Consider the following 21,399-nt stretch of genomic DNA (forward strand, 5'->3'; position numbering starts at 1 on the left):
AGGTGTGTGATCAGTATGGAAAAGGAGAATTTATTTAAGTGGAAACATTATCAACCAGACATCATCTTGTTAACTGTACGTTGGTACCTACGGTACAACTTAAGCTTTCGTGATTTGGTGGAAATGATGGAGGAACGAGGGTTATTCCTGGCTCATACAACTATTATGCGATGGGTACATCAATATGGACCGGAGTTTGATAAACGAATTCGACGTCATCTCAAACAAACGAATAACTCATGGAGAGTGGACGAAACATATATAAAAGTAAAAAGACAATGGATGTATTTATATCGTGCTGTTGATTCTGAAGGAAATACGATTGACTTTTATTTGAGTAAATCTAGAAATCATAAGGCTGCAAAGCGATTCTTCAAGAAAGCCTTGCGGTCTTTTCATGTCTCAAAACCTCGTATCATCACGGTTGATAAGAACCCTGCTTATCCAATTGCTATCGAACAGTTGAAGAAAGAAAAAAGGATACCAACAGGCACCAAAATCCGAAGGATAAAATATTTAAATAACATAGTAGAACAAGATCATCGTTTTATTAAAAAACGTATACGCTCTATGTTGGGATTTAAATCATACAAAACATCAGCCTCTATATTGAGTGGTGTTGAAGCCATGCATATGGTCAAAAAAAACAAATTGATTTGCAGGACCAGTCTGTCAAAAATCAGAATATTTTTATCAACCAGCTGTTTGGATTAACTGCTTAACAGGTGATTCCGTTAGGAATCATTGATTCTTTTTTATTTATCATCTTTTTTGCACCAGAACCGAATTTTCTTACATTGTATCATTCACTTTTTTGCTTTACTAATAAAACGCCTATACGAAAAATTTTGTCTATTCGTGTTACAATGACTAATATGAACTGGATGGGAGGATAACATATGTACCAGGCTTATTATGAAAGTGAACTAGGTTTGCTGGAAATTACAGCGAATCAAGAAGGAATTACGTCTGTTATATTTGTTGATGAGCGACAAGAAGAAAATACAAATGAAATGATAGAACAATGTATAAATGAGTTAGATGAATATTTTAAAGGAAAAAGAAAAGAGTTTACAATCCCGCTGTCTGCTGAGGGAACATCATTTCAAAAAAATGTATGGGATGCGCTCTATACTATTCCGTACGGCGTAAGTGCTTCATATCTAGATATTGCAGAGAAGGTTGGAAATACGAAAGCTGTACGAGCGATAGGAGGAGCAAATAGTCGTAATCCCATTTCAATTATTGTTCCGTGTCACCGCATAATAGGAAAGAGTGGAAAGCTTGTAGGGTATGCGGGTGGTTTATGGAGGAAAGAGTGGTTGTTAAAACACGAAGGTATTTTGAAATGAAGTGTGGAAGGAAAGAGGGATTGTTTTGGAATGTATAAATTGTGGGCAACCTTGCGTGAGTAATCAGTTGAATTGTGCAAATTGTCAACGAAACTTGCACAATGAACAAGGTGAAGAAAGCTCGCTAATAGATAAAGAATTAGAAGTATATGTAGGGAGACAATATCGATATTACAAAAGAAAATGGGAGCTTGAGAATAAGCGAATTGCTAGGTGGAGCTGGAATGGTTGGGCTGCTATTTTCAATGTAGGTTGGCTTGGATATCGTAAGTATTATTTACCTGCTGCTTTATTTATACTGTTATTAGTAGCATGTGATGCATTTTCTTATTATATGGGGTTCAACGTAGCATTGCCAATCATTAATATGGTGCCTCTCACGTTTTTATTACTCGTTTTTATTCTATTTGGGATGGGGATTTTTGCAAATGGATTATATTATCAATTTGCAGAAAGGCGTATATATAGAATAAAAGCACGGGGAATTAAAGATGAATCGGTTGAAAATTATCTCATTCGTGATAGTGGCGGAACAAGTAAAATGGGAGCGACAATCGTTACTATTTTAGCAGTTGCTAGTATTTTTTTCAGTCATTTCTTTTTTCCGACTGATCGAGATATTATACAAAAAGTACGTACAAGTTCGCTTTATGAATATCCGTTCTTTTCGATTGGTGAATCGTTTGAAAGCTATTTTCAAAATTCAGGGTGGATATATTATCGTGGTTCGGAAGGTATGGAATTAGTAGAATTTCAAGGATACAGCCCAGGGATGCCAAGACAAAAAGTTACAATTCAATTTATTGTTGATTATAAATTGAGTGAAATTGAGCCATACTCCCTTACGATTAATGGTGAATCTAAAAATGAAGAAGAGTTTTTGAAGATGATGGAAGAAATATTCAAGGTTCAAAATCCGTTTGAAATAGAGGATGGATTGCAAGTAAAAATGATAGAAAAAGAAGCGGATGGAAAGAACTCTCTATCTGCTTCTTTTTTATTTGTGAAAAATAATATTTGAAATAATCTGAATCTTTTGTATAATAATATATATTATACTGGCTTTCATTTATACATATAGATTGGGGGAAGGAAGAATGAAGAGAAAGGTAACAGCGATTGCTGCAGTTGCATTATCGACGAGTGTATTGGTTGCAGGTTGCGGAAGTGGGGAGAAGGCATCTACAACGAAGAAAGAAGCAGGTAAGGGAATAGCAGATAAGCAAGTATTAAACTTACTAGAAACAGCAGAAATTCCTTCAATGGATACATCAAAATCAACAGACTCTGTATCATTCCGTGCCTTTGTAAATGCAATGGAAGGGTTATATCGTTTGGACAAGGATAATAAGCCAACTCCAGGTATGGCAAAAGATGTGAAGATTAGTGAAGATAAAAAGACATATACATTTGAATTACGTGATGCGAAGTGGTCAAACGGAGATCCAGTTCGAGCGCAAGATTTTGTATATGCATGGCAACGTACATTAGATAAAGCAACAGCTGCAGAATATGCATTCATTTTATTTGATGTGAAAAATGCACAGAAAGTAAATAAAGGAGAATTACCGTTAGATCAATTAGGAGTGAAAGCGAAGGATGATAAAACGTTAGTAGTAGAATTAGAACAACCAGCACCGTATTTCCTTGAACTTACTTCATTCCCAACATTTTTCCCTTTAAATGAAAAATATGTGAAAGAACAGGGGGATAAATACGCATTAGAAGCAGATAAATTATTGTACAATGGACCATTTACAATGAGTGAATGGAAACATGAGCAAAGTTATCAGTTAAAGAAAAACCCTAATTATTGGGATAAAGATACTGTAAAGTTAGAAGAAATTAATGTAAGTATTGTGAAGGAAACGAGCACGGGAGTAAATTTATATGATAGTGATCAAGCAGATCGAGTTATTTTAAGTTCTGAATTTGTTGATAAATATAAAAAGAATAAGCCAGATGAATTTAAAACGAAGTTAGATCCACGTATGTATTTCTTGCGCTTTAACCAAAAAAATGCAACATTTAAAAACCAAAAAGTACGTGAAGCGATTGATCTGGCATATGATAAAAAAGGAATTGCAAATGTTATTTTAAATGATGGCTCATTACCAGCATATTTCTTAGTCCCTGAAAAATTTACGACAGGACCAGATGGAAAAGATTTCCGTTCTGTAAATAAAAATTTCCGTGACAGTAAAGACAATGCAGCAAAAGCAAAAAAATTATGGGAAGAAGCGAAGAAAGAACTTGGCCAAGATACAATTACAGTAGAATTTCTAAATGATGATAACGGTAGCCGTAAAAAAGTGGGCGACTTTATTAAAGAAGAGTTAGAGAAAAATTTACCTGGTATTAAAGTGAATTTGAAACAACAACCATATAAGCAGAAACTAGATTTAGAAAAGAAATTTGAATATGAATTCTCATTATCTGCATGGAGTCCAGATTATCCAGATCCAATGACTTATATTGATATGTTCGTTACTGGAAGCACATTTAATGAAATGGATTATTCTAATCCGAAGTATGATGATTTAGTAGCGAAATCAAAAGGGGAACTATTAAAAGATGATGCAGCACGCTGGAAAGCACTTGCGGAAGCTGAAAAAATCCTAATTGGTCAAGACGCTGCAATCTCACCTGTGTATCAGCAAAGTACAGCGTATTTAGAGAAGCCGTATGTAAAAGGTATTGCTAACCATACGTTTGGTGGAGACTTCAGTTATAAATGGGCATATATTACAAAAAAATAGTATAATAAAAGATGAGTGAATTTTCGCTCATCTTTTATTTGTATAAGGGGGAGCCATAGTTGTTAAAGGGAATCAATCATCTTTGCTTTTCAGTTTCCGATTTAAAAAAATCTATTATGTTTTACGAAAAAGTACTAGAAGGAAAATTATTGGCTAAAGGGAGAAAACTTGCATATTTTAATATATGCGGGATATGGATAGCACTTAATGAAGAGGCGCATATTCCGAGAAATGAAATTCACCGATCTTATACACATATTGCATTTTCTGTTGAACAAGAAGACTTTGAAAGCTTACTACAGCGGTTAGAAGAACATGATGTTCATATTTTACAAGGAAGAGAACGTGATGTAAGAGATTGTGAGTCTATATATTTTGTTGATCCTGATGGTCACAAGTTTGAGTTTCATTCAGGGACGCTAGAAGACCGTCTAAATTATTATAAGGATGAGAAACCTCATATGACATTTTACTAAGGAGGACGAGTATTTGCATGCACTTGTAATTGGTGGAACAGGGATGTTAAAGAAAGTTTCCATGTGGTTTTGTAATCAAGGGTTCCATGTTTCTATTATTGGACGAGATGAAGTGAAATTAGAAAGTGTAAAGCGAATGAGTCCTGCACCAGAAAATATTACATGCCTTTCGTTAGATTATCATAATGATGACGATGTAAAGTTAGCTATTAAAAGTACGATTGAGAAAAATGGTCCAATAACATTAGTTGTCGCATGGGTACACTCAAGTGCAAAGCATGCGCTATCAAACATCTGTAAAGAACTAGATTTGTCGTCTGAAACATATAGTTTATTTCATATTTTGGGCAGTAAAGCATCGCGTATGACCGCATCGAAAATAGGTGGTACACAATGTAATTATCACAGAATTATATTAGGTTTTATGTTAGAAGGTACATACGGAAGATGGCTTACCAATGAAGAGATAGCGGATGGGGTTATAAAAGGGATTGAAAGTAAACGAGCGGAATGGATTGTAGGGAGAGTAGAACCGTGGGAATTACGACCAAAATGGTGAGGGGGAATAAGAAATGAAAACAACTGTCTATGTAACAAGGCATGGTGAAACGGAATGGAATGTAGCGAAACGAATGCAAGGACGGAAAAATTCAGCTTTAACTGAAAATGGTATGTTACAAGCGAAACAATTAGGGGATCGAATGAAAGATTTATCGATTCATGCGATCTATAGTAGTCCGAGTGAAAGGACCCTTCATACTGCGGAGTTAATAAAAGGTGAACGTAATATACCTATTATAGAGGATGAGCACTTCTATGAAATTAATATGGGTATATGGGAAGGACAAACAATCGCGGATATAGAAAAGCAATATCCAGAAGAAGTACATTTATTTTGGAATGAGCCACATCTTTTTCAGTCAACATCAGGAGAAAATTTTGGGTCTGTTTATAAAAGAGTTATTAAAGGGATACAGCTTCTATTAGAAAAGCATAAAGGAGAAAATATATTAATTGTTTCTCATGCGGCAGCGGCGAAATTACTTGTAGGACATTTTGCGGGTATTGAAATTGCAAATGTATGGGATGATCCATTCATGCACAGCGCGAGTCTTAGTGTGATTGAATTTGATGGAAATCTTGGTAAAGTAAAACAATTTGCAGATATAAGCTATTTTCAGTAAACGTAAAAAAGGCCGCAATGCGGTCTTTTTTGGTGGGTATAAAAACTAGCAATTACGCTTTTTATACCAGAAGTGATCGAATTTTTTATTTTTGCAAGAAGAGGACTTGTGTCCGCTATCTTTGTAATCATTCCATTTACGCTCTGTTGTACATTTACGCCCTGTTGTACATTTACGCCCTGTTGTACATTTACGCCCTGTTGTACATTTACGCCCTGTTGTACATTTACGCCCTGTTGTACATTTACGCCCTGTTGTACATTTACGCCCTGTTGTACATTTACGCCCTGTTGTACATTTACGCCCTATTGTACATTTACGCCCTTTTGTACATTTACGCCCTGTTGTACGTTTACGCCCTATTGTACATTTACGCCCTGTTGTACATTTACGCCCTGTTGTACGTTTACGTCCTGTTGTACATTTACGCCCTGTTGTACATTTACGCCCTGTTGTACATTTATGATGAGAGAATTTATCATCATCGCACTCAAAATTACTTGGATCTTGATATAAGAAATCCTCCATCCCTGCACTTTTGATTTCTTCAACAGCTTTTCTAATATCACGTTTCATAGAAATCCTCCTTATGGTGTATTAAATTGAAAAGGTATTCTTTTTCCTTAACATGATATGAGATACGGTTTCTTTCTGAACAGGACAAGAGTGTAATTTTATATAAATGGATGATAGCGGATGTATGGACAAGGCGTGGTGCATACATTGAATGAAGAGAACTGAGAAGGGATGAGAAAACATGCTGCCTTCATATGATTTTTTTGTTCATCCAATGTACTTAGTGGAATTGAAAAAAGACATTTGGTCAGATAGTCCAGTGCCAGCAAAATTAACTTATGGAAAAAAGAAGTATGACATTGATATTGTCTACCGTGGTGCTCATATTCGTGAATTTGAGAAAAAATCTTATCATGTTATGTTTTATAAACCGAAAAAATTTCAAGGTGCGAAAGAATTTCATTTAAATTCTGAGTTTATGGATCCGTCTCTCATACGAAATAAATTATCTCTAGATTTCTTTCATGATATTGGTGTACTTTCACCAAAGTCACAACATGTATTTATAAAAATTAATGGTCAAACTCAAGGGGTATATTTACAGTTAGAATCAGTTGATGAAAACTTTTTAAAAAGTAGAGGATTACCGAGTGGTTCTATTTATTATGCGATCGATGATGATGCGAACTTTTCTTTAATGAGTGAGCGAGATAAAGATGTTAAGACAGAGCTCTTTGCAGGGTATGAATTTAAATATTTGAATGAAAATAGTGAAGAACAACTGAGCGAATTTGTATTTCAAGCGAATACTTTGTCGAAGGAAGATTATGAAAAAGAAATTGGGAAGTTTCTAAATGTAGATAAATATTTACGGTGGTTAGCTGGAGTTATTTTTACACAAAATTTTGACGGTTTTGTTCATAATTATGCACTATATCATAACGATGAAACAAATTTATTTGAAGTCATACCGTGGGATTATGATGCGACTTGGGGGCGCGATGTACAAGGGAGACCACTTAATCATGAGTATATTCGTATTCAAGGATACAACACGTTAAGTGCAAGATTGTTAGATATACCTGTAATTCGAAAACAATATCGAAGTATTTTAGAAGAAATATTAGAAGAGAAATTTACAATTTCTTTTATGAGGCCGAAAGTAGAAGAAATGTGTGAATCGATTCGTCCATATTTAATACAAGATCCATATATGAAAGAAAAAATCGAAACATTTGACCAAGAGGCTGATATGATTTGTGAATATATAAATAAAAAAAGGAAGTATATACAAGACCACTTACATGAATTGGATTAATTTTGAAGAGATTGAAACATTATCAATCTCTTTTTTGTATAATAAAGAAGTATCGATAAAAAGTGAAATAGTATGAATATAATAGAGAATGGGGTTGTGTAGAGATGACGATTAAATGGATTGATTGGGTAAAGCAAATACAATCTATAGCCCAGGCAGGGTTAACGTATTCCAAGGATGTGTATGATATAGAGCGTTTCCAACAATTAAGAGATATTTCAACTTCTATGATGTCCCATTACACAAAAACAGATTGGGAAGTAGTGGAAAAATTATTTGCAAGTGAGACAGGCTATCAAACACCAAAAGTGGATATACGAGCAGTAATTTTTCAAAATGAAAAACTATTATTTGTGAAAGAAAAAAGTGATGGGAAATGGGCATTGCCAGGTGGATGGGCCGATATTGGTCATACTCCAACAGAAGTCGCAGCGAAAGAGGTTTTAGAAGAGACAGGATATGAAGTAGCTCATTTTAAATTATTAGCTATATTCGATAAAGAAAAACATCAACCATCACCTTCAGCAACACATGTATATAAGATTTTCATTGGATGTGAGATTGTAGGTGGAGAAAAGAAAACTAGTATTGAAACAGAAGAAATAGAGTTTTTTGGTGAGGATGAATTGCCAGATTTATCAATTGCTAGAAATACTGAAGAGCAAATTAAAGAAATGTTTGCCTACATGAAAGATCCACAGAAAGAAAAACTAATAGATTAGTGTTGCTATACATATTGTTTTAATGAAGATATTGGCAGATTGCAACCTTTATGTGATAATGGGATGATATGTGAAGAAAAAAGGAGATAGAAAAGAAGATGTTAGCAAACATAATAGATCAGTTATTGCAATTCTTTGCAAGTCTAGGATACTTTGGAGTAGCACTAGGTTTAATGATTGAAATTATCCCGAGTGAAATTGTTCTTTCATATGCAGGATTTTTAGTTGCAGAAGGAAAAATTAGTTTTGTCGGAGCTGTTATCGCTGGAACAATCGGTGGTACTTTAGCACAAATCTTTTTATATTGGCTTGGATACTACGGCGGGCGTCCTGTTGTTGAGAAATACGGAAAATATCTGCTTATTAATAAACATCATTTAGACATAGCAGAAAATTGGTTTAAGCGTTATGGAGCTGGAGTGATATTTTCTGCACGTTTTATCCCAGTTGTACGTCATGCAATTTCTATTCCAGCAGGATTAGCAAAGATGCCTTTAAAACTCTTTACAATGTATACAGTAGTAGCGATTATTCCATGGTCAATTCTTTTTATATATTTAGGAGAAAAGCTTGGTGGAAATTGGCGACATATTAAAGAATATGCATCTGATTACACACATTACATAATTATAGGAGCGGTTTTCTTTATTGCTTTATACTTCGGTTTAAAGCTTTTGAAAAAGAGAAAAACAACTCATTAAAGTCAATGATTTTTCATTGGCTTTTTTTAATTGTTTCGGTTCTAAAAAAAAGGAGTTGTCCATAATGTGTAATAATAAAGCGTAGCGGGGGAATGTGATGAAAGGATCACCGTTTTTACGTGGAACGATATTTTTAACGATGGCAACGATGATATCTAAAATGTTAGGGTTCATATATGTTATACCATTTACAGCAATGGTGGGTACGAGTGGGTACGTATTATATACGTATGCATACCGTCCTTATACAATTATGCTTAGTATTGCAACGATGGGATTGCCACTTGCCGTTTCGAAAATGGTATCAAAATATGATCAACTCAATGATTATCATACTGTTAAGAGAGTATTAAAGAGTGGTATTGTTTTTATGCTTTTAATGGGGGTTATCTCGTGTTTTACGTTATATATGTTAGCGCCGCATTTAGCTGAACTTGTAATCGATGGAAACGATCAGTCGGGGAATAGTGTAACGGCGGTCACTTACAATATTCAAATTGTAAGTTTTGCGTTATTACTCGTTCCTGTAATGAGCTTGTTACGTGGTTTCTTTCAAGGTTTTCAATCTATGGGACCTTCTGCGCTCAGTGTAGTTGTAGAGCAATTTTTTCGGGTCTTAACTATTTTGATAGGAAGCTTTGTCGTTTTATATGTCATAAAAGCTTCTGTTTCGTTGGCAGTTGGTATTTCAACGTTTGGAGCATTTATGGGAGCACTAGGTGGATTAAGTGTTTTAAGTGCGTATTATATAAGAAGGAGAAAACATTTAAAGAAAAAAGAGATGGCAAGTATACCACAAACAACGAAATCTTTTTTCTCGTTATATAAGGAGCTCTTTACATATTCAATACCGTTTGTTGTGGTTGGTTTAGCGATTCCGTTATATCAGACAATTGATACATTTACAATTAATAAGCTACTTATACAAGTAGGATATATGCAAGGAGAAGCTGAAAAGATTAATGCGATAATTGGTCTTGTTCAGATGGTTGTACTTATCCCGGTTTCTGTTGCAACGGCTTTTAGTATGTCCCTTGTACCTGAAATGACGAAAGCTTATACAGCGGGAAATGAGAAGCTACTGTATAAACACCTTACAAGGACAAATTTATTAGTGGTAGGAATTACCGTACCGGCGGCGATTGGAATGATGGTTTTAGCAAAACCAGTGTATACTCTTTTATTTGGTGCTGGAAATGATCCAGAGATGGGCAGTATTATTTTGCAGTATTATGCTCCTGCTTGTATACTATTCTCACTATTTACAGTAACCGCTGCCATGTTACAAGGAATTAATCAACAACAGAAAACAGTGCTAGGATTAGTAATCGGAATAACTGTGAAGATAGTTTTAAATATTGTATTGCTACCTTATTTTGATTATGTAAGTTTTATTATTTCAACATACGCTGGCTATACGATTTCAGTCGGCTTTAACTTGTGGATGCTTTCTAAATATGTTATAAAGGCAACATAAGCTTTTTAAAAGGCAGAGAACACTCTGTCTTTTTCTATGTTTACAAGATTTTTCTTAAAAAAACGTTTTCAAAATAATTTTTCTATTGAAATTTAATCGTTTGTTTCATATGCTGAAAATAGCGGTTCAAAAACTGTTGTTTAAGTGAGGTAGATTCCCACATGTAAAAAGAATCGGGGTGATAGTATGTTAAATATTTATTTAACAGACCGAAACGGAAAACTACAAGAGATTGAGGAAATGCAAAAGGGCTGCTGGATTAATGTACTTCATCCAACAGAAGAAGAAATTCAGTATCTAGTACAAACTTTAAATGTAGACTTAGATTTCATTAAAGATCCTTTGGATGATGAAGAACGCTCTCGTATTGAAAAGGAAGACAATAATACTTTAATTATCGTGGATATTCCGACAGTCAGCCATGATGAAGAAGGAAATTCAATTTATGACACGATTCCAATAGGTATGATTGTAATGCCAGATTGTTTTGTTACTATTTGCTTAGAAGAAAATCCAATTTTTGAACGCTTTATTAATCAACGTATTAAAGAATTTTATACGTTTAAAAAGACGCGCTTCGCACTTCAGCTCTTATATACAATTTCTACTTATTATTTAAGGTACTTAAAGCAAATTAATCGAAAAACAATCGATTTAGAGCACCAATTAAATAAGTCGATGAAAAATAAAGAAATTTTCACATTGCTCGGCCTTGAAAAAAGTTTAGTTTATTTTACAACATCATTAAAGGCAAATAAAATTGTAATTCAAAAATTAATGCGAAACAGTACATTTTTGAAAATGTATGAAGACGATCAAGATTTACTAGAAGATGTATTAATTGAAAATAAGCAGGCTATTGAAATGGCGGAAATATATAGTCACATCTTAAGTGGAATGATGAATACATTTAGTTCGGTTATTTCTAACAATTTAAATAGTGTTATGAAACTGTTGACTTCTATTACAATCATTTTATCATTACCAACGATGGTTTCTAGTTTCTTTGGAATGAATGTAAAGGTTCCATTTGAAGGGGAAGCATATGGTTTTGTAATTGTACTTATAATATGTGTAACATTATCTTTCACTTTAGCATTTGTTTTTTGGAAGAAACGTTACTTTTAATGATAAGAAAGCTGCTCTAGCATAGTTATAAAACTGCGCTAGAGCAGCTTTTTTTGCTATAAAATCTCAATTTTGGAACAGAATATAACTTGTGAAATGTAATGTGTATGAAGGTTATGAATTCCATATAACTCTTGTTCAAATAATAAAATGGAGTTAAAATTACATATTGTTAATGAAAAGTTGGAGGAAATACATCATGGAATTGTTTCAATTACCGAAAGCATTCCTGCAAATGAATACAATCTTTATCTCAATATTAATCGAAGCACTTCCTTTTGTGCTAATTGGTGTATTTATTTCAGGATTCATTCAAATGTTTGTGACAGAAGATATGGTGGCAAAATGGATGCCTAAAAACCGATTTCTGTCTGTTTTATTAGCTACTTTTTTAGGTATGATGTTTCCTGGGTGTGAATGTGGAATTGTTCCGATTGTAAGACGATTAATCGGAAAAGGGGTTCCACCCTATGCAGGAATTGCATTTATGTTAACTGGACCGATTATTAATCCAGTTGTATTATTTGCAACATATGTTGCTTTTGGAAGTAGTATGCACATGGTATGGTATCGTTCTATAGTAGCGATTATCGTAGCAATTATCGTTGGAATTATATTATCATTTATGTTTAAAGAACATCAATTAAGAGATGATCACTTCCCAGAAGTGAATCATAAGCGTCCGTTACGTAAAAAAATGTGGGATGTATGTACACATGCTGTTGAGGAATTCTTCTCAATGGGAAAATATTTAGTGCTAGGTGCGTTAATTGCAGCTGCGGTTCAAACATTTGTACAAACTTCAACATTGCTTGCAATTGGACAAGGTCCGTTTTCTTCATCAGCTGTTATGATGGGACTTGCTTTCATTTTATCACTTTGTTCAGAGGCAGATGCATTTATTGCTTCTTCATTCCAAAGTACATTTTCAACAGCGTCACTAGTCGCGTTCCTCGTATATGGACCGATGGTGGATATTAAAAATATGTTTATGATGCTTGCGACATTTAAAACAAAATTTGTAATTGTTGTGACGGTTACAGTTACACTTGTTGTTTATGCAAGCTCACTACTCATTTATGCGATGGGGTGGTAGGTTATGTTTCGAGCATATATATTACTAGGGTTCACAATTTTAATTGGACAGCTTCATATTTCCGGTAACATTACGAAGTATATAAATATGAAGTATGCCTATTTATCAAAAACTGCAGCTATTATTTTAGGCTTCTTAACGATTATACAAATTATTATCGTTTTCCAGAAAGAGCATCAAAAGGAAAAAGAGAAACATGATTGCAGTTGTGATCATAGCCATTGTGGGCATGATCATTCGAAAGATGAAAATACATGGTGGAAACGAACGTTTTCTTATACTCTGTTCTGTTTTCCGATTATTTCAGGATTATTTTTCCCAATTGCAACATTAGATTCGGACATTGTTAAGGCGAAGGGGTTTCACTTTCCTGTTGCACAAGCGGAAAGTAAAGATCCATTTATGACAAGACAATTCTTAAGACCGGATACGAGTATTTATTACGGGAAAGAAGGATATCGTGGTGTAATGGAAAAAGGGAAGAAAGAGTTTGTTACGAAAGACAATATCACTTTAAAAGATGAAGATTTCTTAAAGGGTATGGAGACAATTTATAATTATCCTGGTGAATTTACTGGTAAAACCCTGTCTTATAAAGGATTTGTTTTCCGAGATGATTCTTCTAAAAAGGAACAATATTTCTTATTCCGTTTCGGTATTATACATTGTGTTGCGGATTCGGGTGTATATGGTATGTTAGTTAAAAAACCAGAAGGTGTAGAGTGGAAAAATGATGATTGGATTCAGGTGGAAGGAGAAATTTCAACTGAATTTTATCAGCCATTCCATGCAAATATTCCAGTGTTAGAAGTAACGAAATGGAATAAAGTTGAACAGCCGAAAGAACAATATGTATTTAGAGGAGCCGATTGATAAAATCGGTTCTTTTTTTGTGGACTAAAAGTTCTAAAAATTGTTAATATTAAACGTGTAGTTCATGAGATGTAGTAAATGTTTGGATATTAGAGATATATAATTAAAGGGGTGATAACAATGACTGAAGTAAAGGGTAAAACAGCTAATGAATCAAGAGTTTTTAAAACAAGTCGAGTATTTCCAACGGATTTAAATGATCATAACACGCTATTTGGTGGAAAGATATTGGCGGAGATGGATATGGTTGCTTCAATTTCAGCAACGAGACACTCGAGAATGGAATGTGTCACAGCGTCTATGGATTGGGTAGATTTCTTATACCCAGTACGTTCTTCAGATTGTGTTAGTTATGAATCTTTCGTAATTTGGACGGGAAGAACTTCTATGGAGATATTTGTGAAAGTAGTAGCAGAAGATTTAATTTCAGGTGAAAAACGTGTAGCAGCAACTTCATTCGTTACTTTTGTTGCGCTTAGCAAGGAGAATAATCCAGTCCCTGTACCTCGTGTTATCCCTGAGACAGAAGAGGAGAAAGAATTGCATCGAATTGCTGTGTTACGTGCAGAACAGCGTCATATTCGTAAGGCGGAGAGTAAGAAGGTAGCTACACTGCTAACTTTTTGATGTAAAATACTTTCCTAGTGGTACTATTTTTGTAATGGGCTAGGGGATTTTATGAAATGAAAAGCGGACACCTAAAAATAGGTGTCCGCTTTTATAGTTTTTTCATCCCCATATCGTATTACAATAACTGCTTAGCAGAAGCAAGCAGCACCGACGATAATTAAGAGGATAAATAATACGACTAGTAGCGCAAATCCATTACCATGTGCGAAGCCCATTGTTATTTCCTCCTTTTATTTTAAGATACAACATACAATATGCAGATGAGCTCTTGTTTGATATGGACGTATATCATGCAATGACATATTTTTTTGTATGATAATGTTTAAAAAAAGGAAAGATATAGGAATAACAGTAGTTAGAGAAAGGAACGTATCCATGAAGCACTTTTTAATTGTAATAATTTGTTTTATAGGTGTATTCATATGGATGAACGTTGATGTGGAAATGGGGAAGAAAATGGCTAGTGGATATGAATTAGAAAAAATTCGATCAGGGGATTTTCAATTATATACGAACGGTGATGAGTTATATAGAAGTTTATTTGAGAATATAAATCGTGCAGAAAAGAATGTGTATATTCATTTTTATATTGTAGGTAAAGATGAGGTAAGTAAAGAATTCTTACAATTATTAGAGAAAAAAGCATCTAGCGGAGTAGATGTAAAATTGTCAGTAGACCGCATTGGCGGATATAAGCTTAAGAAAAAGATAATTAATCAATTAAAAGAAAAAGGCGTGAAGTTTACATTTAGTAAAAAACTTAAATTAAAAAACTTATTTTATTCTTTGCATCAACGTAATCATAGACGCATTGTTACTATAGATGGGAAAGTTTCGTACATTGGTGGCTTCAATATCGGAAAGGAATATCTTGGGCAGGATCCTAAATTTGGTCCGTGGCGTGATTATCATGTACGCATCGAAGGAAATGGAGCTACTGATATGGAACGGAAATTTGCGGAAGATTGGCAGGAAGATACGGGAGAAAAGGTCCCTATACGTCAAGAGTTACCTGTACAAGGAAATATAAAATATCAATATGTATTTTCGAATGGGAAAGGTTTATGGCAGGAGTACGGAGCGCTTTTAAAGAAGGCAAAACATTCCTTAATTATCGCTACACCATATTTTGTACCGAGTAAAGAGATGGTAAAAGGACTGAAAGATGCATTAAATCGTGGTGTTCATGTGAAAATACTCGTTCCATTTAAAAGTGATGCCGTATTGTTAAAACAGGCTGCCTATCCTTATTTGAAAGACATGTTAGATGCTGGAGCGGAGATTTATCAATATCGAAATGGATTTTTTCATGGGAAAGTAACAATCATTGATGAGGACATCGTTGATATCGGTACAGCGAATTTTGATAATAGAAGCTTTTATTTAAATAACGAATCTAACTGTTTCATATATGACAAGAAAGTCGTTGCTGACGTATGGAGTCGATTAAAAGAAGACTTTCATAAATCAAAACGATTTTCTGAAGAAGATTTTGAGAAAATTAGTAGCTGGGATTGGTTTCTAGCAAGAATAGCGAATGGTATCGCATCATATTTATAGTATATAGATGAAAAATAGGAAGGGAGGAGCTTTAATGGATTGTATGAAAGAATTGATGACATATAGTTACACACTTATATATAAAGTTGGAGAGTACACGGGCAAGGTTCGAGATGAAGAATTAAAGGATATTTTACAGCATCATTTGCCGTATATGTTACAAGCATATAATGAACAAGTGAATTTTCAAGAAGGAGAAAATGTACAGCATATAACTTGTAAACAAATGTGGCCGGAATTTACAGAAATGGATAGGGAAACAGATAATGAATATACAGGGGATATGGGGATTGCTATTTGTTATATTACACATTTGAAACGATTGGCATTAAAGTTTGCTCAAGTGGCAGTAGAAGTTGCGAACCCGGAGTTTCGTTCTTTTCTGGAAAATTGTTTTGTGAAAATGAATCGTTACGCATATAATGTTTGGCAATATGTTGTGAAGAAGGAATATAAGATTAAACATGTATATGAAAATGAAAAATTCGCGTGAAAAGCTAAGGTGGAATGAAAGGCGCCTTAGTTTTTTTATGTCTAATTAGAGGGGGGATTAAAGATTGGTTATGTTATCCGAAAATTTACAAAAGTTTACTGTATCTTTACTATTTTTAAATCTTTCCTTTAAAAATAAAGAGTAATATGGGATTGTACATATTCTATCAAAGGGAGGAAACGCAAATGAACAAATGGGTTAAGTCATTAACTGCTATGGCACTTGCAAGTTCTTTATTAATGGTAGGTTGTAGTAAAGATGAGGATAAAAAGAAAGAGGATGACACAACAACAAAGCAAGATGAAAAGAAAGATAAAGAAACAAGCGGAACAGATAAGTCTTCAGATTCGAAAGAAAAGAAATAAATGGATAATAGAGCTTCCTCACATATATGAGGGAGCTTTTTTGTTGCGTATTTGTAAGTTTTGCGGAAAAATAGAGAGAAAGAATTGAAAAGGAGAAAGTAAATGAAAGTATGTATATTAGGAGCGACAGGTAGAGTAGGGTCACACATTATGAAATTGGCATTACATGATTCATATGAAGTGACGGTATTAGTTCGTGATTTGAGTAAAGTAGAAATAGAGCATGAAAGGTTGCATGTTATTAAGGGAAATGTATTAAACGGAGACGATATAAAGGAAGCGATTAAAGGATGTGATATTGTAATTAGTGCTCTTGGAACTGATCGAAATGGAACGTTAGAGAAGAGTGTACCGATTATTATAAAACAAATGGAAGAAGAGGGCATAAAGAAAATTGTTACAATAGGAACTGCTGGTATTTTACAAGCGCGAACAAACCCCAATATATATCGTTTCCAATCAAAGGAATCGAAAAGAAAAACAACAACAGCTGCGAAAGACCACTTAGCTGCTTATAAAGCGCTACATAACAGTAATTTATGTTGGACTGTTGTTTGTCCGACTCATTTAATAGACGGTGATGTAACTGGGGTATATCGAACTGAAAAAGATATATTGCCAGCAGATGGATCCAAAATTACAGTTGGTGATACAGCTCATTTTACATGGAGATTACGTAATAAAAGCTTATACGAGAAAAGCCGAGTAGGTATTTCATATTAAAAAACCATCCCAAAATAGGGATGGCTAAAAAATGATATAGCATACAAAGATGATAATCATAATGATTTGGAGAATGGCTTTGGCTACTGTACTACTTAAAAAACCGACTACAGTTGCAATTCCGACTAAAAGGGCGTCTTTTGGCGCCTTTTTATGCATTAGTTCCGTAATAAATACAGATAAGAACGGTATGATAATAAGCCCGAATGGTGGGAAGAAGAACGATCCGACAATGATAGAAACCATACCAACACGTTCGCCCGATTTTGTACTTCCGTATTTTTTTAGGAAGTATCCATTTGCAATAAAGTCAGCAACGAAAATGAAGAGTGTAAAAATGACTTGAATAATCCAAAAAGATGTCGTTAACTCTCCGCCATTTATTCCAAAATGATAAATGAAATAGCCAGCCCATACGGCAAGGATGCCAGGAATAATGGGGTAAATAAAGGCAAGAAATGAAACAATGAAACAAGCAATGATACAAATTGTTAGTAAAACAGTCACTTTATAACTCCTTTGTAGTATCTAATTTATGTACAGCGATCTTTTTAATTTGATGCCCATCAAGTTCTAATGCTTTAAATTGAAAACCATCATATTCAACTGAATAGCCAGCCTCAATATTTAAATCAATTGATTGAGAGAGAAGCCAACCACCAATTGTATCTAAATCACTTTCATCGATATGTAGGCCAAACATATCATTTACTTCAGAAATGAGTACTTTCCCATCTAAAACAGTAAGCTTAGGAGTACGCTTTTCAATCATTGGTGATTCGTCTGCGTCAAATTCATCTTGAATTTCTCCGATAATTTCTTCAAGAATATCCTCCATCGTTAAAAGGCCAGCAGTTCCACCGTATTCATCCATAACAATCGCCATTTGTACGCGGTTCTTTTGGAGGTGTATTAACGTTTTACGAATGGGAACTGTTTCAAATACAGTTAAAACAGGATGTATGTAAGCATCAAGTGGTTTGTAAATGCCTTTTGTTTGATTATGAAAAATCTCTTTCGTATTTATCATTCCGATAATATCATCTTTATCCTTTTCAATAATAGGATAACGTGTATACTTTTCAGTTGCAACGATTTTCATATTTTCTTCTAACGTATTTTCAGTAGATAAACAAACCATTTCAGTTCTAGGTACCATAATTTCTTTAGCAACACGATCATCAAATTCAAAAATATTATTTACATATTTATATTCGGTTTGATTAATTTCGCCGCTTTTATAGCTTTCACCTAAAATGAGTCGTAGTTCTTCTTCGGAATGAGCAAGTTCATTTTCTTTTGCAGGTTCTAAACCTAATAATTTAGTGAAAAATACAGCTGAACTATTCAGTAACCAAATGAATGGATACATAATTTTATCAAACAAAATAAGCGGTTTTGCAAATTTTAATGTGATTGCTTCAGCTTTTTGGATTGCGAAAGACTTAGGAACTAACTCGCCTAATACAACATGGAAAAAAGTAATCACACTAAAAGCAATAATAAAGGATAGCGTGTTAGCCATTGTTCCAGTAATATTTATTCTTTCAAATAGTGGTCGTAATAAATGCTCTACAGTTGGTTCACCAAGCCAACCAAGTCCTAAAGAAGTGATAGTAATACCGAGCTGACAAGCAGATAAATAAACATCTAAATTAGATAAGACGCTTCTTGCAGCTAATGCTTGTTTATTACCTTCATTAGCAAGCTGGTCAATTCGACTTTTTCGTACTTTTACGACAGCGAATTCTGAAGCAACGAAAAAACCAGAAATAAGGATAAGTATAAAGATGAGAAAAATATTTAATATGTCCAAGTGTGTTCTTTATTCCTACTTTGGAATAAAGATGTCACCTCCTGCAATTATGTTATACTTTTATAATAAATCCAAATGAAAAGATTAGTCAAAGAAAATGGGTAAATAATGGTAGGTTTTAATAGTAGTTTTTTAATTTGCTGTTATTTTGTCCTCTATATAATAGGAATAACCGTCTACTTTTAATTTAAGTAGACGGTTATTCTATGTTATGGTTTCGAAATACTTCTAGTTAAAGTATACGTGTTCTGTTTAGGGTAGTTTGTTGTCCATAAAGCTTGGAGAAACGATAAGATGCTATATGGAATATAAAGTAGTAATAAACCAATCGTGACAACTATAGGTGCATTTCCGCCAAATTGGACGATAAATTGTAATAGTCCGTTTGTATGAAAAATACATTCCATAAAAACGAATGAAAGAATAATGGAACTCAAAATAGATTTATGATTAGAAGTAAGCGCAATAAATAACGTATCAACAAGGAAAGATGAATTTTTTATTTCGTATTCATTAGTAGTATTTAAAAACGGTAGCCATTTTTTAATTGCTTGCATAACGATTATCATAGAAGTGCTACATACGATGATAAAAGAGGAGAAGAAAGGAAACTTTATGAATTTCGCGATGTAGAGAAGTGATAATAGGACTAAACATTGTAATATCACCGTGCCAAAAGAATACGGTATCCAGCGAAATAAAGAACTACACTTTTTTAAAGAGTTTGGTGCTTTTAAAAATAGATGACCAATTCCTAGACTTATAAAGAAACCGATTACAAGAGTGAATGTGAAACGAACGATCGATAAAAAATATATTTCCCATATGTAGGGGAACAGTGGTGACGAATGGTTAGAGGTATGTATTATATTTTGTGTATGTATAAGCTGATTTGCTGAGAAAAGGATAGGTTCATGCATCCAATCAATTGTTGGAATTGAAATGGAAGAAGGCTGTGCTAAATTATGAAAAATGCTTATAAATCCAGTTAAGTAGGAGTAATTATGTGTAATGAATAATACTGGAAGAGGACTTATGACAAAAATAATCAAAACACCGGCTATAAATTTACATATATGTGAGCGCAATAAGGACATACAACCACCTACTCTTTGAATATTCAGAAAATTCTTATTCTTATTTTATCTTTTTTCGGATGAAGTTACAACATATTTTTCTCGAAGTAAGTTAGAGAGAATATACTATACTGTGATTAAACAAGTGTATGATTAATGAATAAATTATGACGGAAAAACGAATAATTTTCAGAAAAATAAAATAATATATTTATTTTTTTCTGAAAATATAATATAGTTATGGCACAGAAAGTATTTTAGCATAAGGAGGCTTTTTTATGAGGATTAAAGGGAATTATGTGCCAAAGAGGGAAGTTTTGTTTTGCTCAAGTTCAATTACGATAGGGGAAACGCTGGAGCATTTAAATAAAACGGGGTATCGTTGTGTACCAGTTTTAGATGAAAAAAAAGAGAAGTTTTTAGGGAATGTATACAAAGTAGATATTTTAGAATATAAAGGTTCACTTGAAGATAATGTATTACAATTATTGAACGATACGAATGGGTACGTGAGAGAAGACTCTTCCTTCTTTAAAGTATTTTTTACAATTAAAAAACTACCGTATTTATCAGTAGTTGATGAAAAAGGGATCTTCCTTGGTATTTTAACTCATAAAAAAGTTTTTGAACTATTAGAAGATGCATGGGGAGTCCATTCTAGTAAATATTCTGTCATGATTGGAACACAAGATTATAACGGGGCCATTCAAAAATTATCGACAGTGCTAAAGAAATACACTGGTATTCAAAGCTTAATGACTTTTGATAATGATGCTTTATTAGTACGTAGAATTATGTTTACATTGGGAGAAGAGTTTGAAGATAGTGAATTAGAAACATTGCTAAAGGATTTAGAAGATCATGGATTTAGAGTTGTGTATGTTGAAGAGATGAATAATCCACGTGAAGTTGAAACGATAGAGTAACAAGTAAAAGCCATCTTATTTTTTGATGGCTTTTACTTTCTTTCGCATAAAAATATTCAAATATAATAAAATGTAAAAATCGTAAATTTCTAAAAAAATTTGTGTAATAGAATAAATAAAGGAGTTATGTGTGGATAATTTTGATTTTCAAAAAATTCTATTTAAAAATATGTTTTTATTTTTCAGCCAAATATGTTACTATATGTGT

General features: G+C 33.6%; 24 protein-coding genes and 1 pseudogene. 20 read left to right on the forward strand and 5 right to left on the reverse strand.

Annotated features, from left to right (window positions below; all coding sequences use genetic code 11):
• The first annotated feature begins 15 nt into the window (after positions 1 to 15).
• The 7 genes and pseudogenes from MHI07_RS09685 to MHI07_RS09715 all read left to right on the forward strand — a co-directional run bounded on the left by MHI07_RS09685 (position 16) and on the right by MHI07_RS09715 (position 5,771).
• Positions 16 to 722, forward strand: a pseudogene (locus tag MHI07_RS09685) (IS6 family transposase).
• Positions 723 to 899: 177 nt separating this feature from the next.
• Positions 900 to 1,352, forward strand: a complete 453-nt coding sequence (locus MHI07_RS09690; RefSeq protein ID WP_097905880.1) for a methylated-DNA--[protein]-cysteine S-methyltransferase — start codon at positions 900 to 902, stop codon at positions 1,350 to 1,352.
• Between the two features lie 25 nt (positions 1,353 to 1,377).
• Positions 1,378 to 2,373, forward strand: coding sequence for a DUF2628 domain-containing protein (locus MHI07_RS09695; RefSeq protein WP_215581422.1), 996 nt, complete (start codon positions 1,378 to 1,380; stop codon positions 2,371 to 2,373).
• Between the two features lie 76 nt (positions 2,374 to 2,449).
• Complete coding sequence (locus MHI07_RS09700; protein WP_215581424.1) at positions 2,450 to 4,111, forward strand: peptide ABC transporter substrate-binding protein; 1,662 nt, start codon at positions 2,450 to 2,452, stop codon at positions 4,109 to 4,111.
• Between the two features lie 59 nt (positions 4,112 to 4,170).
• Positions 4,171 to 4,587, forward strand: a complete 417-nt coding sequence (gene fosB, locus MHI07_RS09705; RefSeq protein ID WP_340823332.1) for a FosBx1 family fosfomycin resistance bacillithiol transferase — start codon at positions 4,171 to 4,173, stop codon at positions 4,585 to 4,587.
• Positions 4,588 to 4,600: 13 nt separating this feature from the next.
• Positions 4,601 to 5,146, forward strand: a complete 546-nt coding sequence (locus tag MHI07_RS09710) for a short-chain dehydrogenase (protein ID WP_340823334.1) — start codon at positions 4,601 to 4,603, stop codon at positions 5,144 to 5,146.
• Between the two features lie 13 nt (positions 5,147 to 5,159).
• Complete coding sequence (locus MHI07_RS09715) at positions 5,160 to 5,771, forward strand: phosphoserine phosphatase 1 (RefSeq protein ID WP_340823336.1); 612 nt, start codon at positions 5,160 to 5,162, stop codon at positions 5,769 to 5,771.
• A 45-nt stretch (positions 5,772 to 5,816) separates the two neighbouring features.
• Here the strand turns inward: MHI07_RS09715 and MHI07_RS09720 are convergent, their stop codons facing one another.
• Entirely contained in the window at positions 5,817 to 6,347 is a 531-nt protein-coding gene (locus tag MHI07_RS09720; protein WP_340823338.1) for a CotG/ExsB N-terminal domain-containing protein, read from the reverse strand.
• A 181-nt stretch (positions 6,348 to 6,528) separates the two neighbouring features.
• On the opposite strand from MHI07_RS09720, the gene cotH reads away from it, so the two are divergent.
• From cotH to MHI07_RS09760, 8 genes are all read left to right on the forward strand, one after another.
• Positions 6,529 to 7,605 carry a spore coat protein CotH gene (cotH, locus tag MHI07_RS09725; protein ID WP_340823340.1) on the forward strand — a complete coding sequence of 359 codons (1,077 nt, stop codon included), beginning with the start codon at positions 6,529 to 6,531 and terminating at the stop codon, positions 7,603 to 7,605.
• A gap of 104 nt (positions 7,606 to 7,709) precedes the next feature.
• Complete coding sequence (locus MHI07_RS09730; RefSeq protein WP_002158159.1) at positions 7,710 to 8,327, forward strand: NUDIX hydrolase N-terminal domain-containing protein; 618 nt, start codon at positions 7,710 to 7,712, stop codon at positions 8,325 to 8,327.
• 98 nt (positions 8,328 to 8,425) lie between these two features.
• Positions 8,426 to 9,028: a DedA family protein gene (locus tag MHI07_RS09735; protein ID WP_215581434.1), complete on the forward strand. Its 603-nt coding sequence runs from the start codon at positions 8,426 to 8,428 to the stop codon at positions 9,026 to 9,028.
• 97 nt (positions 9,029 to 9,125) lie between these two features.
• Complete coding sequence (locus tag MHI07_RS09740; RefSeq protein ID WP_002158157.1) at positions 9,126 to 10,505, forward strand: putative polysaccharide biosynthesis protein; 1,380 nt, start codon at positions 9,126 to 9,128, stop codon at positions 10,503 to 10,505.
• A gap of 186 nt (positions 10,506 to 10,691) precedes the next feature.
• On the forward strand, positions 10,692 to 11,633 hold the full coding sequence (locus MHI07_RS09745) for a magnesium transporter CorA family protein (protein WP_078181202.1): 942 nt from the start codon (positions 10,692 to 10,694) through the stop codon (positions 11,631 to 11,633).
• A gap of 199 nt (positions 11,634 to 11,832) precedes the next feature.
• Complete coding sequence (locus MHI07_RS09750) at positions 11,833 to 12,729, forward strand: permease (RefSeq protein ID WP_002118586.1); 897 nt, start codon at positions 11,833 to 11,835, stop codon at positions 12,727 to 12,729.
• 3 nt (positions 12,730 to 12,732) lie between these two features.
• Positions 12,733 to 13,602 carry a TIGR03943 family putative permease subunit gene (locus tag MHI07_RS09755; RefSeq protein WP_002200765.1) on the forward strand — a complete coding sequence of 290 codons (870 nt, stop codon included), beginning with the start codon at positions 12,733 to 12,735 and terminating at the stop codon, positions 13,600 to 13,602.
• Positions 13,603 to 13,722: 120 nt separating this feature from the next.
• Positions 13,723 to 14,229: an acyl-CoA thioesterase gene (locus tag MHI07_RS09760; protein WP_002200764.1), complete on the forward strand. Its 507-nt coding sequence runs from the start codon at positions 13,723 to 13,725 to the stop codon at positions 14,227 to 14,229.
• A gap of 131 nt (positions 14,230 to 14,360) precedes the next feature.
• Here the strand turns inward: MHI07_RS09760 and MHI07_RS09765 are convergent, their stop codons facing one another.
• Entirely contained in the window at positions 14,361 to 14,447 is an 87-nt protein-coding gene (locus MHI07_RS09765) for a YjcZ family sporulation protein (RefSeq protein WP_000505094.1), read from the reverse strand.
• A gap of 160 nt (positions 14,448 to 14,607) precedes the next feature.
• On the opposite strand from MHI07_RS09765, the gene cls reads away from it, so the two are divergent.
• The 4 genes from cls (at position 14,608) to MHI07_RS09785 (ending at position 17,373) form a co-directional block, all read left to right on the forward strand.
• The gene (cls, locus tag MHI07_RS09770; RefSeq protein ID WP_002158154.1) at positions 14,608 to 15,792 is read left to right on the forward strand and encodes a cardiolipin synthase; all 1,185 of its coding nucleotides are present in this window, start codon (positions 14,608 to 14,610) and stop codon (positions 15,790 to 15,792) included.
• 34 nt (positions 15,793 to 15,826) lie between these two features.
• The gene (locus tag MHI07_RS09775; protein ID WP_002158153.1) at positions 15,827 to 16,285 is read left to right on the forward strand and encodes a spore coat protein; all 459 of its coding nucleotides are present in this window, start codon (positions 15,827 to 15,829) and stop codon (positions 16,283 to 16,285) included.
• Positions 16,286 to 16,470: 185 nt separating this feature from the next.
• Positions 16,471 to 16,650 (forward strand): hypothetical protein, encoded by a 180-nt coding sequence (locus MHI07_RS09780; RefSeq protein ID WP_002148549.1) that lies wholly within the window; start codon positions 16,471 to 16,473, stop codon positions 16,648 to 16,650.
• A 102-nt stretch (positions 16,651 to 16,752) separates the two neighbouring features.
• Positions 16,753 to 17,373 (forward strand): NAD(P)-dependent oxidoreductase, encoded by a 621-nt coding sequence (locus tag MHI07_RS09785; protein WP_340823352.1) that lies wholly within the window; start codon positions 16,753 to 16,755, stop codon positions 17,371 to 17,373.
• A gap of 24 nt (positions 17,374 to 17,397) precedes the next feature.
• Here MHI07_RS09785 and MHI07_RS09790 read toward each other — a convergent pair whose 3' ends face one another.
• The 3 genes from MHI07_RS09790 to MHI07_RS09800 form a co-directional block, all read right to left on the reverse strand.
• Complete coding sequence (locus MHI07_RS09790; RefSeq protein ID WP_000217328.1) at positions 17,398 to 17,880, reverse strand: DUF456 domain-containing protein; 483 nt, start codon at positions 17,878 to 17,880, stop codon at positions 17,398 to 17,400.
• Between the two features lies 1 nt (position 17,881).
• Positions 17,882 to 19,189, reverse strand: coding sequence for a hemolysin family protein (locus MHI07_RS09795; RefSeq protein WP_002200762.1), 1,308 nt, complete (start codon positions 19,187 to 19,189; stop codon positions 17,882 to 17,884).
• 209 nt (positions 19,190 to 19,398) lie between these two features.
• On the reverse strand, positions 19,399 to 20,286 hold the full coding sequence (locus MHI07_RS09800) for a hypothetical protein (RefSeq protein WP_340823354.1): 888 nt from the start codon (positions 20,284 to 20,286) through the stop codon (positions 19,399 to 19,401).
• Between the two features lie 257 nt (positions 20,287 to 20,543).
• Here MHI07_RS09800 and cbpA point away from each other — a divergent pair, with 257 nt between their 5' ends.
• The gene (gene cbpA / locus MHI07_RS09805; RefSeq protein ID WP_340823356.1) at positions 20,544 to 21,191 is read left to right on the forward strand and encodes a cyclic di-AMP binding protein CbpA; all 648 of its coding nucleotides are present in this window, start codon (positions 20,544 to 20,546) and stop codon (positions 21,189 to 21,191) included.
• Positions 21,192 to 21,399 lie beyond the last annotated feature (208 nt).

The sequence above is a fragment of the Bacillus sp. FSL H8-0545 genome (assembly GCF_038006105.1).
In the GTDB taxonomy this organism is placed as follows: Bacteria; Bacillota; Bacilli; order Bacillales; family Bacillaceae_G; genus Bacillus_A; species Bacillus_A cereus_U.